This window comes from Carnobacterium sp. (assembly GCF_040274425.1).
This window is the reverse complement of record NZ_JBEMBC010000022.1, coordinates 1-13,480: the sequence shown is the minus strand read 5'-3', so window position 1 is coordinate 13,480 and position 13,480 is coordinate 1. Positions and strand designations below refer to the sequence as shown.

Below are 13,480 nucleotides of genomic sequence, written 5' to 3'. Positions count from 1 at the left end.
ATGCAATAGACAGATGATCAACGAAACTAAAAAGAGTCACTGTCTAGCTGTTTAAATTTCCCCTCAAATAACGTATAATAAAGAGTAATGATGAACGGTTCAAGAAAGGGAGAAATGCATGAGTTATCAAGCACTTTATCGAGTATGGCGTCCACAACAGTTTCAAGATATTGCTGGGCAAAAAGCCATTACACAAACGTTAAGAAATGCTTTAGCACAAGAGAAAACAAGTCATGCTTATCTCTTTACTGGGCCACGCGGAACAGGAAAAACGAGTGCAGCAAAGATCTTTGCTAAAGCGATCAATTGTCCCAACTTAAAAGATGGGGAGCCTTGCAATGAGTGTGAAATGTGTGAGTCTATTACTCAAGGTCAGTTAAATGATGTGATTGAAATTGATGCGGCCAGTAACAATGGAGTAGAAGAAATCCGAGACATTCGGGATAAAGCTAAATATGCTCCCACTAGTGCAGAATATAAAGTTTACATTATTGATGAAGTCCACATGTTAACCACTGGAGCTTTTAATGCTTTATTAAAAACATTAGAAGAACCGCCTAAAAATGTTATTTTTATTTTAGCTACAACAGAACCTCATAAAATTCCACTAACCATTATTTCTCGAACACAGAGATTTGATTTTAAACGGATCAGTGTTCGAGACAGTTGCGAACGCATGGCGTATATCTTAGGCCAAGAAAAAATAGAGTATCAAGAAGAGGCTTTAACAGTCATCGCTAGAGCTGCTGAAGGTGGTATGCGAGATGCATTGAGCATACTAGATCAAGCTATCTCATATGGAGATGATTCAGTAACCGTTGAAAATGCAATGAGTGTGACTGGAAGTTTAACGCAAGAACTGGTTTTAGATTATTTCGATTCTATTATTCAACACAATACGGAAAAAGGATTGTCTCTTTTGCAGAGTATCTTAGCAGAAGGAAAAGATGCCAGTCGTTTTGTAGAAGATTTGATTCTATTTAGTCGAGATTTATTGGTTTACCAACAAGCTCCTCAGATGACCGATTTATTGGAAGGCGCAAATGTTGACGAAGGATTTAAAAGCCTTAGTCAAACGATCACAGCTCAACAGTTGTATAAAGTGATTGAACTTTTAAATGATACTCAACAAGAGATACGGTTTACGAACCATGCAGAAGTCTATTTAGAAGTTGCTACAGTAAAATTGACCCAGTTGTCGGACATTAAAGCACCAAACAGTACCTCGGTTGAAGAACCAAATGGAAATGAACTCGGTCAAGTTGAACAGCAAAAAATGTTGGATATGGAAAAAGAGCTCAGTCAAATGAGGAAACAACTGAAAGAACTGGCTAAGAATGGCAGTACGCCTCAACCAGCCAAGAAAGCGCCTAAAGCGACTGCTAAACCTGGAAATAATCAGTTTAAAACAAATACGACAATTATCTACAAAGTGTTGAGTGAAGCCACAAAAGAAAATTTAGCACAGCTAATTGATATTTGGCCTGATTTATTAAATATGCTTTCTGTCACTCAAAGAGCCATCATGAAAGCTTCTACACCAGTCGCGGCGAGTCCTAATGGCTTGATTGTTTCATTTGAATATGATATTTTGTGTCAAAAGGCCACTAACGATAATGAATTACTAGAAGCCGTGAGTGAAGATTTAAGACGGTTAGTGGGCTATTCTCCCCAAATGATCTGTGTTCCTTCAGAACAATGGCCCGTTATTCGAGAACAATTCTTAAAGCAAAATAAAGAGTTATTGAAGAATCGTCCAGCCAAAAAAGTCGATTCTCCTGCTACTAAGAAGCCTAACCAAACGGCCTCTGATTTTGAGCAAGAAAACTTGAACAGTTTAGAGTCGGTTTTACCTGAGCCTGATGAAGAAGAAACGATTGTTACGGAAGCCATGCAATTGTTTGGAGAAGAAATAGTTGAAGTAAAAAATGATTGAAAAATAACCAATTGAGAGGAAGAATATAATGCGCGGAATGGGAAATATGCAAGGTATGATGAAACAAATGCAAAAAATGCAAAAAGATATGGTGAAAGCTCAAGAGGATTTAAATGCAAAAGAATTTATGGGGACATCTAATGGAGATTTGGTCACAGTAACGTTAACAGGAGAAAAGAAAATGAAAGACATCTCTATTAAACCTGAAGCCGTGGATCCTGAAGATATTGAAATGTTGCAAGACTTGATTATATTGGCAACAAATGACGCTTTAGAAAAAGTAGAAGTAGAAACACAAGCTACTATGGGGAAATACACTAAAGGGATTCCCGGACTTTAAAATAATGAACCAAACAGATAATGATCAAAATGGGATTCCTTGTGGGTCCCGTTTTTTGAATCCTATAAAGTCCTTCTAAAGGATTAAGAAAGGAAATGACTATGCAATATCCAGAACCGATATCAAAATTAATGGACAGTTACATGAAACTACCTGGAATTGGAGCAAAAACAGCTGCGCGTTTAGCCTTTTTTACGATTGATATGCGTGAAGAAGATGTAACAGATTTTGCTAAATCATTGATCAGTGCGAAAAGAGATTTGCATTATTGCTCCAATTGCGGCCAAATTACCGAAGATGATCCCTGTCAAATATGCCAAGATAAATCGCGTGACAGAAGTACCGTTTTAGTTGTAGAAGATCCAAAAGATGTCATGGCATTAGAAAAAATGCGTGAATATCATGGATTATACCATGTGTTACATGGTGTTCTTTCTCCCATAGAAGGAACCGGTCCAGAAGATATCAATATACCAAGTTTAATCAAGAGATTGCAGTCTGACGAAATAAATGAAGTGATTATTGCAACGAACGCATCTGCTGAAGGTGAGGCTACAGCGATGTATTTATCAAGGTTAATCAAACCAGCTGGCATTAAAGTAACACGATTGGCTCATGGGCTTTCAGTAGGAAGCGATATCGAGTATGCCGATGAAATCACATTGCTGAAAGCAGTGGAAGGGCGTAGAGAACTTTAAACAGGATTTAGGAAGGAGGCAAAAAAAATGCTATTTAAGAAAAAATACGCATTACGAAGAGAGTACGATGCAGCCTTGCTAAAATTGATGACGGAAACAAAAGGAAAATGGGAGTATGCTAAAAGAATTGAGCATTCCGTTATTGAAAAAGACAGTTTATTGTTTGCTCAAACCAAATTAGCTAAAGCGAAGTATTTCTATTTATTCAAAGAAGCAAAAACAAGACACATTAAAGGCGACACATCTACTTTAGAATCCCTTAAGTAAACAAAAAATAAGGAGGAGCGAGGATGAACAAGAAAACTAACGATGAAAACCAGCATCGTCGCCCTCTATTTGAAGTTTTAAATCAACATAGAAAAAAGGAAAAGGTTTCATTCCATGTACCTGGACATAAGAATGGTGTGAACTGGGATGAACAATTAACCTCTTTTCATACTATGCTTTCTTTTGACCAAACTGAAGTTTCAGAATTGGATTATTTACATGAACCGGTTGGTGCTCTAAAAGAAAGTCAAGATTTGTTAGGAAAACTCTACGGCAGTAAGAAGAGCTATTATTTAATCAATGGATCGACCGTGGGTAATTTAGCAATGATTATGGGATCAACAAATAAGGGAGACCAAGTATTTGTTGATCGAAGTTGCCATCAATCTGTTATTCATGCATTAGAATTGGCAGAATTGCGTCCAATTTTTTTAACACCTGAACTAACAGAATTAGATGCAACGCCTCTAGGGATTACTTTAGCAAGATTGGAAGAAGCTTTTGAAAACTATCCATCTGTAACGGCATTAATTGTTACCTATCCTACATATGATGGAATGGTTTATCCTCTTGAGGAGTTAATTGCCTATGCAAGAAAAAGAAAGTGCTTCGTTTTAGTAGACGAAGCTCATGGCCCGCACTTTACATTAGGAGAACCATTTCCTGTTTCAGCATTAGATCTAGGAGCAGATGTAGTGGTACAGTCGGCTCATAAGATGCTACCTTCCCTTACACAAACAGCTTATCTACATCTTGGACATAAAGTATCCTCTCTTATAAAACACAAAATTGAACATTATTTGCATGTTTTTCAATCGAGCAGTCCTTCTTATCCATTGATGCTCTCACTAGAATACGCGCGCTACTTCCTAGCCTGTTTTAATGAAAACGACTTGAAAGCTACTTTAGCGTATCGTGATTTGTGGAAAATTCAATTTGAGAAGGCTGGCCTGAAGAGCTTTCAGAGTAGTGATCCACTGAAAGTAAGAGTATCTTGGAAAAATCATAGTGGTGAAGTACTAGCCGCACAATTAGAAAAACAAGGTGTTTTTAGTGAAAAGGCAGATCATTTTACAGTGTTGCTCACTTTTCCGTTATTGAAACAAACGACTGAAGTAAGAGAGCCTTTCTGTATACAATTGCCTGAGCATCTAGAAATTAAGGAAATCGAAAACGAAGAAACAAACTTTTCAATTGCATCTTATACGGAGCTAGATTTGAGTTATCAGAGTCAAAATAGCAGTAGGATGAAGCGCATTCGTTTAGCAGATGCCGAAGGACAAATTGCTGCGCAAAATATAACTCCCTATCCACCAGGAATTCCACTTGTCTTAAAAGGGGAAAGAATCACGATCGAGCAGATCAAACAATTAAACCATTTTGTCAAGCAGTCAATGAGAGTTGTTGGACTCGGAAATAAAATGGAACTCACTGTTTTTTCTGAAAATGACTGATTCTATCGTGAGCAATAAAGAAAAGCTATTAGACTGTCAGCCATAGATACAGTATAATGAAAGTAGCTATAAAGCTAAATTAAGAAGTTAGGGGCTTAGAATAGTGAAAGGCACATTTATTACAATTGAAGGTCCCGATGGTGCAGGTAAAACCAGCGTTATAAAGAAACTGATTCCAATGTTGGTAAAAGCAGTTCAACAAGATATTGTTGCAACAAGAGAACCTGGCGGAAGTCGGATCGCCGAAGAAATTCGTGAACTTATTTTAAATCCAACGAATACTGAAATGGATATACGTACAGAGGCATTATTGTATGCAGCCGGTAGAAGGCAGCATTTAGTAGAAAAAATTATTCCAGCTTTAAAAGCCGGAAAAGTAGTAGTTTGTGATCGCTTTGTAGATAGTTCATTGGCTTATCAAGGAGTCGCTCGTGGTATTGGGATCTCTGAGGTAGCTGAAATAAACCAATTTGCAACAGAAAATCTTTCTCCTGACTTAACGCTATACTTAGATATTGAAGCTCATCTGGGGTTGGAACGGATCAATCAAAACAAAGAGAATCGCCAATTTGATCGATTGGATCAAGAAAAACTAGAGTTTCATGAAAAAGTTCGGTCTGCTTATTTAACTATTGCAAACGAGCAATCTGAGAGAATCGTTCAGATCGATGCAAGTCAAGATTTAGAAACAGTCGTTGAACAATGTTACCAAGTTATTATTGAGAAATTAAGATTATAAAAAAGAGGGGTTGATGTGCGATGAAATTAATATTAGCGATAGTTCAAGATAAAGACGGAGGACGTCTGTCTAATGAATTTGTAGATGCAGGTATACGTGCAACCAAGCTTTCAACAACTGGAGGCTTTTTAAAAGCAGGAAACACAACTTTTATTATAGGTGTTGAGGAAGAACGTGTAGACGACGTGTTAGATCTTATTCGTAAAAATTGTCAATCTAGAGAACAATTTATGACTCCTCCTGTCAGTTTAGATGTTTCAATGGAAACAAATATGCCTTATCCTGTGGAAGTTCAAGTCGGTGGAGCTACTGTCTTTGTATTACCAGTTGATCAATTTCAACAATTTTAGTTTCGGGTCGTGATGAAAATCGAAGAAAAATTAATTTGGCTACAGCCTTTATTACTTAAGCAATTCAAAAAGACAGTACAACAAAAGCAATTAGCTCATGCGTACCTTTTTGAAGGCGTTTCAGGCACCGGTAAAAAAGAGATGAGTTTGTGGTTAGCAGCTAGTTTACTTTGCAAAGAAGGTTCTGAAAATCTCCCTTGTGAAAACTGCCAAAACTGCCGACGCGTCTTTGATCATCAACATCCAGATGTGATAGAAATTGTGCCAGATGGCTTATCTATAAAAGTAGAACAAGTTCGTAATTTAAAAGCAGAGTTTTCAAAAAGCGGAGTAGAAAGTCAACAGAAGATCTTCATTGTTGAAGATGTTGAAAAAATGACTCCAGGGGCTGCGAATAGTTTGCTGAAATTTTTAGAAGAACCGGAAGGCAGCGCCGTAGCGTTTTTATTGACAACTGCTAAGAACCGGATACTCCCAACTATTTTATCGAGATGTCAGTTGGTTCATTTTCAATCTTTAACTAAAAAGAAATTGATGACTGAACTTGAATCCAAAGGACTTTCAATTAATCAGGCTTCATTGTTAGTGCAATTGACCAATAGTGTAGAAGAAGCGCTTGAACTGAATGAAGACGAATGGTTTCAAGAAGCTAAAACGATTATTTGGAAGTGGTTTACACTAATTACAAATAAAGATAATCAAAGTTTTGTTTACGTACAAACAACGATCATGCCTCATTTTAAGGATCGCGATGCACATCGAAGGTTAGTGGATTTAATTTTGTTAGCCTACCGAGACATATTGATGCTCCATTATGGTACAGTTGATGTATTAGCGTATGCACGGTACCAAAAAGAATTAGATCACATTAAAATACAGTATTCAAGTAAAGCCATTGTGCAAGCTATTGAAGCAGTCTTACTCAGCCGCAAAAAACTAGAGAGTAATGTTAATGCTCAAGGTGTTTTTGAACAACTAGTTTTACAATTAATGAAGTAAAAAGCATAAAGATGACTAAAACGATGATCATAGCAAAGAGTGGGTGAAAATGGATGGACAAAAAAACTTTATATGATAGTTTTACTCAAATAGAACTTGATACGGATACTACTCTTCATCAGATTTCTAAAATCAAAAAAGAGGTTGAAACATTGGTCGAAGAGAATGCTACTCTTCGTATTGAAAATCAACACTTGAGAGACCGGTTAAGTGATCTTGAAAAACTGCAACGATCAGACGAAGAAGTTGTAGAACCAGAAATGAGTAAATCGCGTTTAAATCTTGAAAAATTATATGAAGATGGATTTCATGTGTGTAATGTATTCTATGGTTCAAGAAGAGTAAATGATGAGCCTTGCGCTTTTTGTTTAGATGTTATTTATGGCGAAAGAAGATAACCGCGAACTGAATAAAAAAGACTTGTAACCGTATGGATGAAATGGCTACAAGTTTTTTGTGTTTAATACCTTATTTCAATAATGGAGTAATTGTTTTAGCGAATGATTAGTCAAATAAGGTTCATAGAAAAGACAACCGTTGCATGTTATAGTGAAATTAGCTGAAAACTAAGGAGGAAATGCATATAATGAAAGCTGTATCCATTAAAAATCCAGGTAATAGTGAAGCACTAGAGATCCAAGAAAAACCAATTCCAGAAGCCAAAGAAGGCCAGCTGTTAGTTAAAGTTAAAGCAAGCGCTATAAATAGAACCGACATCATGACACGTGAAAATAAACAATTGTCTAAGCCTTATCCAATATTAGGAGTAGAAGTTGCAGGTGTTGTAGTTGAAAATAATAGTGTAGATCATAAAGAATTCGTTCCTGGAACACGCGTTGCAGGACTAGTGAATCATGGAGGGTGTGCAGAGTATGTAGCAATGCCTTCAAATCGTGCCATTGTTATACCGGATAATATGAATTACGAAGAAGCAGCTGCTATTCCAGAAGTTTTTCTGACTGCCTACCAAACCCTTTATTGGCTAGGAAATTTAAAACCAGAAGAAACGGTCTTGATACATGCGGGAGCGAGTGGTGTAGGGACAGCAGCTATTCAGTTGGCAAAAAAAATGACTAAAGCACGGGTAATTGTTACTGCAGGTTCAGATAAAAAATTGCAGTTTTGTAAGGAATTGGGCGCAGATAAACTAATCAATTATAAAGAAGAAGAGTTTGATCAAAAAGTACTAGACTACACTGAACAAAAAGGTGTTGATTTGATACTAGACTTCATTGGGGCTTCATACTGGGAAAAGAATTTTAACAGCATAAAAATCGATGGACGTTGGATCGTTATTGGCGTATTAGGTGGGGCAATAGTTGGAAATGTCAATTTAGGTATGTTATTGCAAAAACGGATCACCTTAAAAGGGACGTTGCTAACACCAAGAAGCGATGAGTACAAAGCTCAGCTAACCAATGAATTTATTGAAAATGTTATGCCATATTTTGAAAAAGAATTAATCAAACCTATTGTAGATACTGCTTTTATGCTTGAGGATGTAGCCAAAGCTCATCGTTATATGGAAGAAAGTAAAAATACTGGGAAAATCATTTTAAAAATTGAAGAATAGATCAGTCGTAAATAGGAGATTACTTAAAACCTAATAAGGAATACTCCAAACTTTATAGTCAAAACGATGATAATTAAAGGAAGTGTCATAGTGAATCAGTGGTTACAAGGTGATGAACGGATGGATCAGTTGCTCAGTCATAACTTATCCATCATCCAGAGCCCATCAGTCTTTTCATTTTCATTAGATGCAGTGTTGTTAGCGGATTTTGCTCAACCTGCTAAACACAATCGTGCCAAAGTGGTTGATTTATGTGCAGGCAATGGAGTTGTTGGCTTGTTGCTCAGTCAAAAAACACGTAGTCCAATCATTGGAATTGAAATACAAGAAAGACTAGTTGGCATGGCAAAAAGAACCATCCAATTAAATGAATTAGAACACCAAGTTTCTATTATACATGGAGATTTAAGTGAAGCAACCAAGTGGATTCAAAAAGATACGGTGGATACATTAACGTGTAACCCGCCGTACTTTGCTGTGGGAGAAAAAAGTATAAAAAATCCTAATTCTCATTTAGCTATTGCCAGACATGAGTTGCATACAAATTTAGATGAGGTTATGAAAGTTTCGAGCGACCTATTAAAAATGAATGGAAAAGCTTACTTTGTCCATCGTCCTGATCGATTAATTGAAATTTTGGAAACTATGAAAAAACACCGAATTGCTCCCAAAAAGATGCGGTTGGTCTACCCTAAAGTTGGGAAAGAGGCCAATACATTGCTGATTGAAGGGATAAAAGATGGGAAAGATACAGGATTTCGTGTTTTACCTCCGTTATTTGTATATAGTGAGGACAACAATTATCTACCAGAAGTGAGTGCGATGCTGCATGGAATCCGTTAGTTATTTTTATGTCTTATATTGTCAAGATGGAAGTTTGTATGGCGGGTATACTACAGATCTTGAGAGAAGAGAATTAGAGCACAATCAAGGTATCGGGGCTAAGTATACTAAGCCCCAAACGAAAAGACCGGTAAAAATGATTTATGCAGAAGGTTACTGTTCTAGAAGTAAAGCGACAAAAGCAGAGTATGCTTTTAAAAAACAAACTCGAAAAAACAAACTCACTTATTTGACCAATCAAGGAATCACGTTTCCCGTCGAATTAACGAATCCATGTTTAGTAAATATGGAGAAAATGAACATAAAGGAAGGTGAAAAAAATGCAGAGTCAAAAGAGTTTTGAGCAATCTCAAGGTGGAAGTTTATACCTTGTCCCTACGCCTATTGGCAATTTGGAAGATATGACTTTTAGAGGAGTAAGATTGTTAAAAGAAGTAGATTTGATTGCTTCTGAAGATACGCGTACAACACAAAAGCTGTTGAATCACTATGAAATAAAAACGCCTCAAATCAGTTTTCATGAGCATAATACACAAGAAAGAATTCATCAACTGATTGAAAAATTAGAAACAGGAATGACGATTGCACAAGTAAGTGATGCAGGAATGCCTTCTATTAGTGATCCAGGTCATGAATTAGTGGTAGCGTGTATCCAATCTGGTATTCCAGTTATTCCTTTGCCCGGAGCAAATGCTGGACTAACAGCATTGATTGCTTCTGGAATAAGCCCTCAGCCGTTTTATTTCTTTGGCTTTCTACCGCGTAAGAAAAAAGATCAACTCGTTGCTTTAGAAGAGTTGAATCATCGACCTGAAACGATTATCTTATACGAATCGCCACACCGTTTAAAAGAAGTTTTGAAAAACATGTCAACCGTTTTTGGAATGAATCGCCGCATCGTTTGTTGCCGTGAATTAACGAAACGCTATGAAGAATTTATAAGAGGAACGATTGAAGAAGCGATTGAATGGTCCATGACAAATGAAATTAGAGGCGAATTTTGTTTGATTATTGAAGGCAATAGTGAAGGAACTCTTCTAGCAGAAGAAGACACGAGTTGGGAAACTTTATCACTAAAAGAGCATGTTGATGTAATGATAAACGACAAAGATTTTACTAGTAAAGATGCCATTAAAGAAGTTGCTAAATTACGAGGGTTAAAAAAACAAGAAGTCTATGCAGCTTTTCATGAATTTTAAATTTCTAAGAATAATAAAAAAGCATTTGCCCTCTTCGTGGAATGGTCTTCCAGAGGAGATCAAATGCTTTTTAATGCTATTAGAGCTTAGAAGTTAAATATCTAAAACCTAACTGTTACGATTTTCTTTATCTTCTGCTAATAAATCACGAATTTCTTTAAGGTATTGTTCTGCTACTGGAATTTCAACTTCATCAACAACTTCTTTGGCTTTTTTAAATTTATTTGCAGCATTATTAATGAGTTTAATAAAGATAAAAATAACCAGTGCAATTAGAATGAAATCCACGACTGCTTGCAAGAAAGCACCATATTCTAATTTAGCGCCTCCAACTTCGATGGATAGATTTTGGATATCCGTTCCGCCGGTCAAAATACCCACAAGAGGCATAATAATAAAATTGACAAGAGCAGTAACAATGGCTGTAAAGGCAGAACCGATAACAACACCGACGGCTAAATCAAGAACATTTCCTTTAAAAGCAAATTCTTTAAATTCGTCCATAAATTTTTTCATGTTTTCACCTCCAAATAAGAATAAAATAAACATTTTTTTGAATTCAGACATTCTGTTCATTCATTTAACTATAACAGAATGCCTGTTTTATTGTCTACTGTCATGCGGAACACTTCATAAAATCAAATGAAATAACGCTTAAACGATAAACTTTCACTAAATTATTTGAAATGAATGAGGAGTTAGATGAAATAGGGTATAATAATAGTAAGAAATAGTTTTACAAGGAGGAAAAGAAATGAAAAAAAATTGGAGTCGTCTATTAATCATCTCTTTAAGTATGGTGGCATTAAGTGCTTGTGGAACAAATAATGAAAATGAAGGAGCAACTTCTGAAGCAACACAATCAGAGTCTGTTGTATCGGAATCAACTGTATCCGAGTCATCATCCTCACAAGCAACAGATTCATCAACAGAAGAAGTTTCGTTACAAGAAACCTATAATAAAATGTACACAGATGCACTAGCTCAGTATGATGCTGAAAAATATGATGAAGCTGCAGGGACAATTGGGCTATTGCTACAAAATGACTTGTCTGAGTACAATGATATCGAAACAAAAGCTACAAGTTTAAAAGAAGACATAACGCTTGCTCAAGCCCAAAAAGCTAAAGCAGATGAAGCTACAGCGCTTATTGAAAATTCTACTTATAAAACAGAACGAACTTCTGATTTAGCTGCTGAAGAATTTTCAACAGCTACAGGTAAAGATATCAAAACTGCTTCAGATGATGAAATCGGTAGTTGGTTAACGGAAAAAGACGCAGCTGCAAAGGAAGCAGCAGATAAGGCTAGTCAAGAAACAACTGAAGCAACACCGACACCTGAAGAAGAACTGAATACAGTATTAAATGAAGTCGTTTCGATTACTGGAATATCGCCAGAAGATAATCAATTCTATGCAACGAAAACAACTGAACAAATCTATACTATTGAAATTCGTCATTCACATGAGGTAGATGGAGTAGGGATCTCAAATATGGTAGGCATGTTCGAATACAATCTAGCAACAAAAGAGCTGAAAAAAATGGATCCATTAACGGGTGAATATTCTGTCTTCACTGGAACAGATTCTACTATTTAAATACAAAAAATAAGGATTTGAGATAAGTATCTCAAATCTTTATTTTTTTGTTCATTTTTTTAATGTATTGATCAATCGGATAATTGGAGAGTGGTAAGTCAGTAGCTTCACCTGAGATAAGTTGGCTTAACATGTACCCAATCAAAGGTCCAGAAGTCAATCCTGAAGACCCTAAACCACTAGCTGTAAAAAGGTTAGGGTACTCTGGAACAACGCCAAAAAAAGGTGCGAAGTCGGACGTGTAAGCTCTTGTCCCTACGCGTAGCCCTGTAATGGTTGCATTCTTTAATCCAGGAGCGATTTCTATCGCTTCTTCTAGCATGGTCTCTAACTTTTCTTTAGTAGGTGTTAAATCATATCCGCCATCATTTTCATGTGTAGCTCCTACAATGATTTTTCCATTTGCGAAAGGTATAATATCTTTTTCACCATCAGGCATGATAACAGGCCAATTAGCCATCTCTTCTTGTAAGTGGAGTTGAACTAATTGTCCTTTTTGTGGGCGAATATCAACGTCTAAACCAAGTGGGGCCAATAATTCGGGTAACCAGGCACCAACTGCTAGAACAACTGTATCATACGTTTTAGCATGGATTTTGGTATGGATAACATACTCACTTGAATTTGGAGAAGAGAGGGTGACTTTTTCTGAATAATACCGAAGACCATTAGCTTGAGCTTGATCGATCAGTCTTTCTGTCAATAAAGAGCCATCTACTCGCGCACCACCTGAAGCAAATAAAGCAGATTCTTCAGAGTCATATAAAGGGAACTTAGCTTTGATTTCCTTTGGTGATAGAAGAGCCAGTTCCCCAATCTCTGGAGCATTTTCTAAACGTTTGAGCGCTGTTTTTTCTAACTTTTTTAATAAACCGAGATTTTTTTTAAAGACCAAAGCGCCTACTTGTTGATAAATATCTGAATGAGTAAGCGATTCGCCCAGATCATCCATTAGTTGCGGATAAAAAGCTGCTCCTTTTGAAGCTAGTTGGTACCATTCTTTATTGCGTCGTTGAGATAGCCAAGGGCATATAATTCCAGCAGCGGCAGAAGTGGCTTGTCCTACGCCATCATCATAAAGAGCTACTTCATAATTTTTTTGACTAAGATAAAATGCAGCGGTCGCTCCTACGATACCACCACCGATAATTGCAATTCGTTTACGTTGTGTCATTGATCCTCATCCTTTTCATCTATATCTACATGTATTTATTCATGAATAGTAAAGTACTGATGTCCCGCGAACTTTTTTATCACAACCGTACTTTGCGTATGTGCATAAAAAAATCCTTTATATTACTCTAGGATCAACTGTCCAAGACCAATAAAAAGAATCATAATATGACTAAGTATAAAACAAATAATGATTTTTATACATAAGATTTATTAAAAGAATGAAAAAACTGAGAGCGTCAATAAGTTTGTGTAAATAAATCGCCCTTCTGCAAAATAATCTGTTACTTAGTAAACATTGAAGCTAAT

Annotated in this window: 16 protein-coding genes; 14 read left to right on the top strand and 2 right to left on the bottom strand. The window is 36.5% G+C overall.

Annotated features, from left to right (window positions below):
• Positions 1-118 precede the first annotated feature (118 nt).
• The 13 genes from dnaX (at position 119) to rsmI (ending at position 10,398) form a co-directional block, all read left to right on the top strand.
• On the top strand, positions 119-1,936 hold the full coding sequence (gene dnaX, locus ABS911_RS06400; protein ID WP_350466860.1) for a DNA polymerase III subunit gamma/tau: 1,818 nt from the start codon (positions 119-121) through the stop codon (positions 1,934-1,936).
• A gap of 25 nt (positions 1,937-1,961) precedes the next feature.
• On the top strand, positions 1,962-2,276 hold the full coding sequence (locus ABS911_RS06395) for a YbaB/EbfC family nucleoid-associated protein (RefSeq protein WP_350466884.1): 315 nt from the start codon (positions 1,962-1,964) through the stop codon (positions 2,274-2,276).
• 101 nt (positions 2,277-2,377) lie between these two features.
• The gene (gene recR, locus ABS911_RS06390) at positions 2,378-2,974 is read left to right on the top strand and encodes a recombination mediator RecR (protein ID WP_013709925.1); all 597 of its coding nucleotides are present in this window, start codon (positions 2,378-2,380) and stop codon (positions 2,972-2,974) included.
• 27 nt (positions 2,975-3,001) lie between these two features.
• Positions 3,002-3,241 carry a YaaL family protein gene (locus ABS911_RS06385; protein WP_013709926.1) on the top strand — a complete coding sequence of 80 codons (240 nt, stop codon included), beginning with the start codon at positions 3,002-3,004 and terminating at the stop codon, positions 3,239-3,241.
• 23 nt (positions 3,242-3,264) lie between these two features.
• The gene (locus ABS911_RS06380) at positions 3,265-4,695 is read left to right on the top strand and encodes an aminotransferase class I/II-fold pyridoxal phosphate-dependent enzyme (protein WP_350466859.1); all 1,431 of its coding nucleotides are present in this window, start codon (positions 3,265-3,267) and stop codon (positions 4,693-4,695) included.
• A gap of 103 nt (positions 4,696-4,798) precedes the next feature.
• The gene (gene tmk / locus ABS911_RS06375; protein WP_350466858.1) at positions 4,799-5,434 is read left to right on the top strand and encodes a dTMP kinase; all 636 of its coding nucleotides are present in this window, start codon (positions 4,799-4,801) and stop codon (positions 5,432-5,434) included.
• Between the two features lie 20 nt (positions 5,435-5,454).
• Positions 5,455-5,784, top strand: coding sequence for a cyclic di-AMP receptor DarA (gene darA / locus ABS911_RS06370; RefSeq protein WP_035024045.1), 330 nt, complete (start codon positions 5,455-5,457; stop codon positions 5,782-5,784).
• A gap of 12 nt (positions 5,785-5,796) precedes the next feature.
• Positions 5,797-6,783, top strand: a complete 987-nt coding sequence (gene holB, locus ABS911_RS06365; RefSeq protein ID WP_350466857.1) for a DNA polymerase III subunit delta' — start codon at positions 5,797-5,799, stop codon at positions 6,781-6,783.
• Positions 6,784-6,836: 53 nt separating this feature from the next.
• Positions 6,837-7,181 carry an initiation-control protein YabA gene (locus ABS911_RS06360; protein WP_035021230.1) on the top strand — a complete coding sequence of 115 codons (345 nt, stop codon included), beginning with the start codon at positions 6,837-6,839 and terminating at the stop codon, positions 7,179-7,181.
• A 188-nt stretch (positions 7,182-7,369) separates the two neighbouring features.
• On the top strand, positions 7,370-8,356 hold the full coding sequence (locus tag ABS911_RS06355) for an NAD(P)H-quinone oxidoreductase (RefSeq protein WP_350466856.1): 987 nt from the start codon (positions 7,370-7,372) through the stop codon (positions 8,354-8,356).
• A 66-nt stretch (positions 8,357-8,422) separates the two neighbouring features.
• A complete protein-coding gene (locus ABS911_RS06350; protein WP_502880509.1) occupies positions 8,423-9,199 on the top strand; it encodes a tRNA1(Val) (adenine(37)-N6)-methyltransferase in 777 nt (258 codons plus the stop codon).
• On the top strand, positions 9,186-9,542 hold the full coding sequence (locus ABS911_RS06345; protein ID WP_350466855.1) for a GIY-YIG nuclease family protein: 357 nt from the start codon (positions 9,186-9,188) through the stop codon (positions 9,540-9,542). Before ABS911_RS06350 ends, ABS911_RS06345 begins: the two co-directional genes overlap by 14 nt.
• Positions 9,520-10,398: a 16S rRNA (cytidine(1402)-2'-O)-methyltransferase gene (gene rsmI, locus ABS911_RS06340; RefSeq protein WP_350466854.1), complete on the top strand. Its 879-nt coding sequence runs from the start codon at positions 9,520-9,522 to the stop codon at positions 10,396-10,398. The genes ABS911_RS06345 and rsmI overlap by 23 nt, the downstream gene beginning before the upstream one ends.
• Before the next feature lie 108 nt (positions 10,399-10,506).
• Here the strand turns inward: rsmI and mscL are convergent, their stop codons facing one another.
• Complete coding sequence (gene mscL / locus ABS911_RS06335) at positions 10,507-10,914, bottom strand: large conductance mechanosensitive channel protein MscL (protein ID WP_350466853.1); 408 nt, start codon at positions 10,912-10,914, stop codon at positions 10,507-10,509.
• Between the two features lie 238 nt (positions 10,915-11,152).
• Between mscL and ABS911_RS06330 the strand changes: the two genes are divergently transcribed.
• The gene (locus ABS911_RS06330) at positions 11,153-11,998 is read left to right on the top strand and encodes a hypothetical protein (RefSeq protein ID WP_350466852.1); all 846 of its coding nucleotides are present in this window, start codon (positions 11,153-11,155) and stop codon (positions 11,996-11,998) included.
• Between the two features lie 31 nt (positions 11,999-12,029).
• On the opposite strand, the gene ABS911_RS06325 is transcribed toward ABS911_RS06330, so the two are convergent.
• On the bottom strand, positions 12,030-13,172 hold the full coding sequence (locus ABS911_RS06325) for an NAD(P)/FAD-dependent oxidoreductase (RefSeq protein WP_350466851.1): 1,143 nt from the start codon (positions 13,170-13,172) through the stop codon (positions 12,030-12,032).
• Between the last annotated feature and the right edge of the window lie 308 nt (positions 13,173-13,480).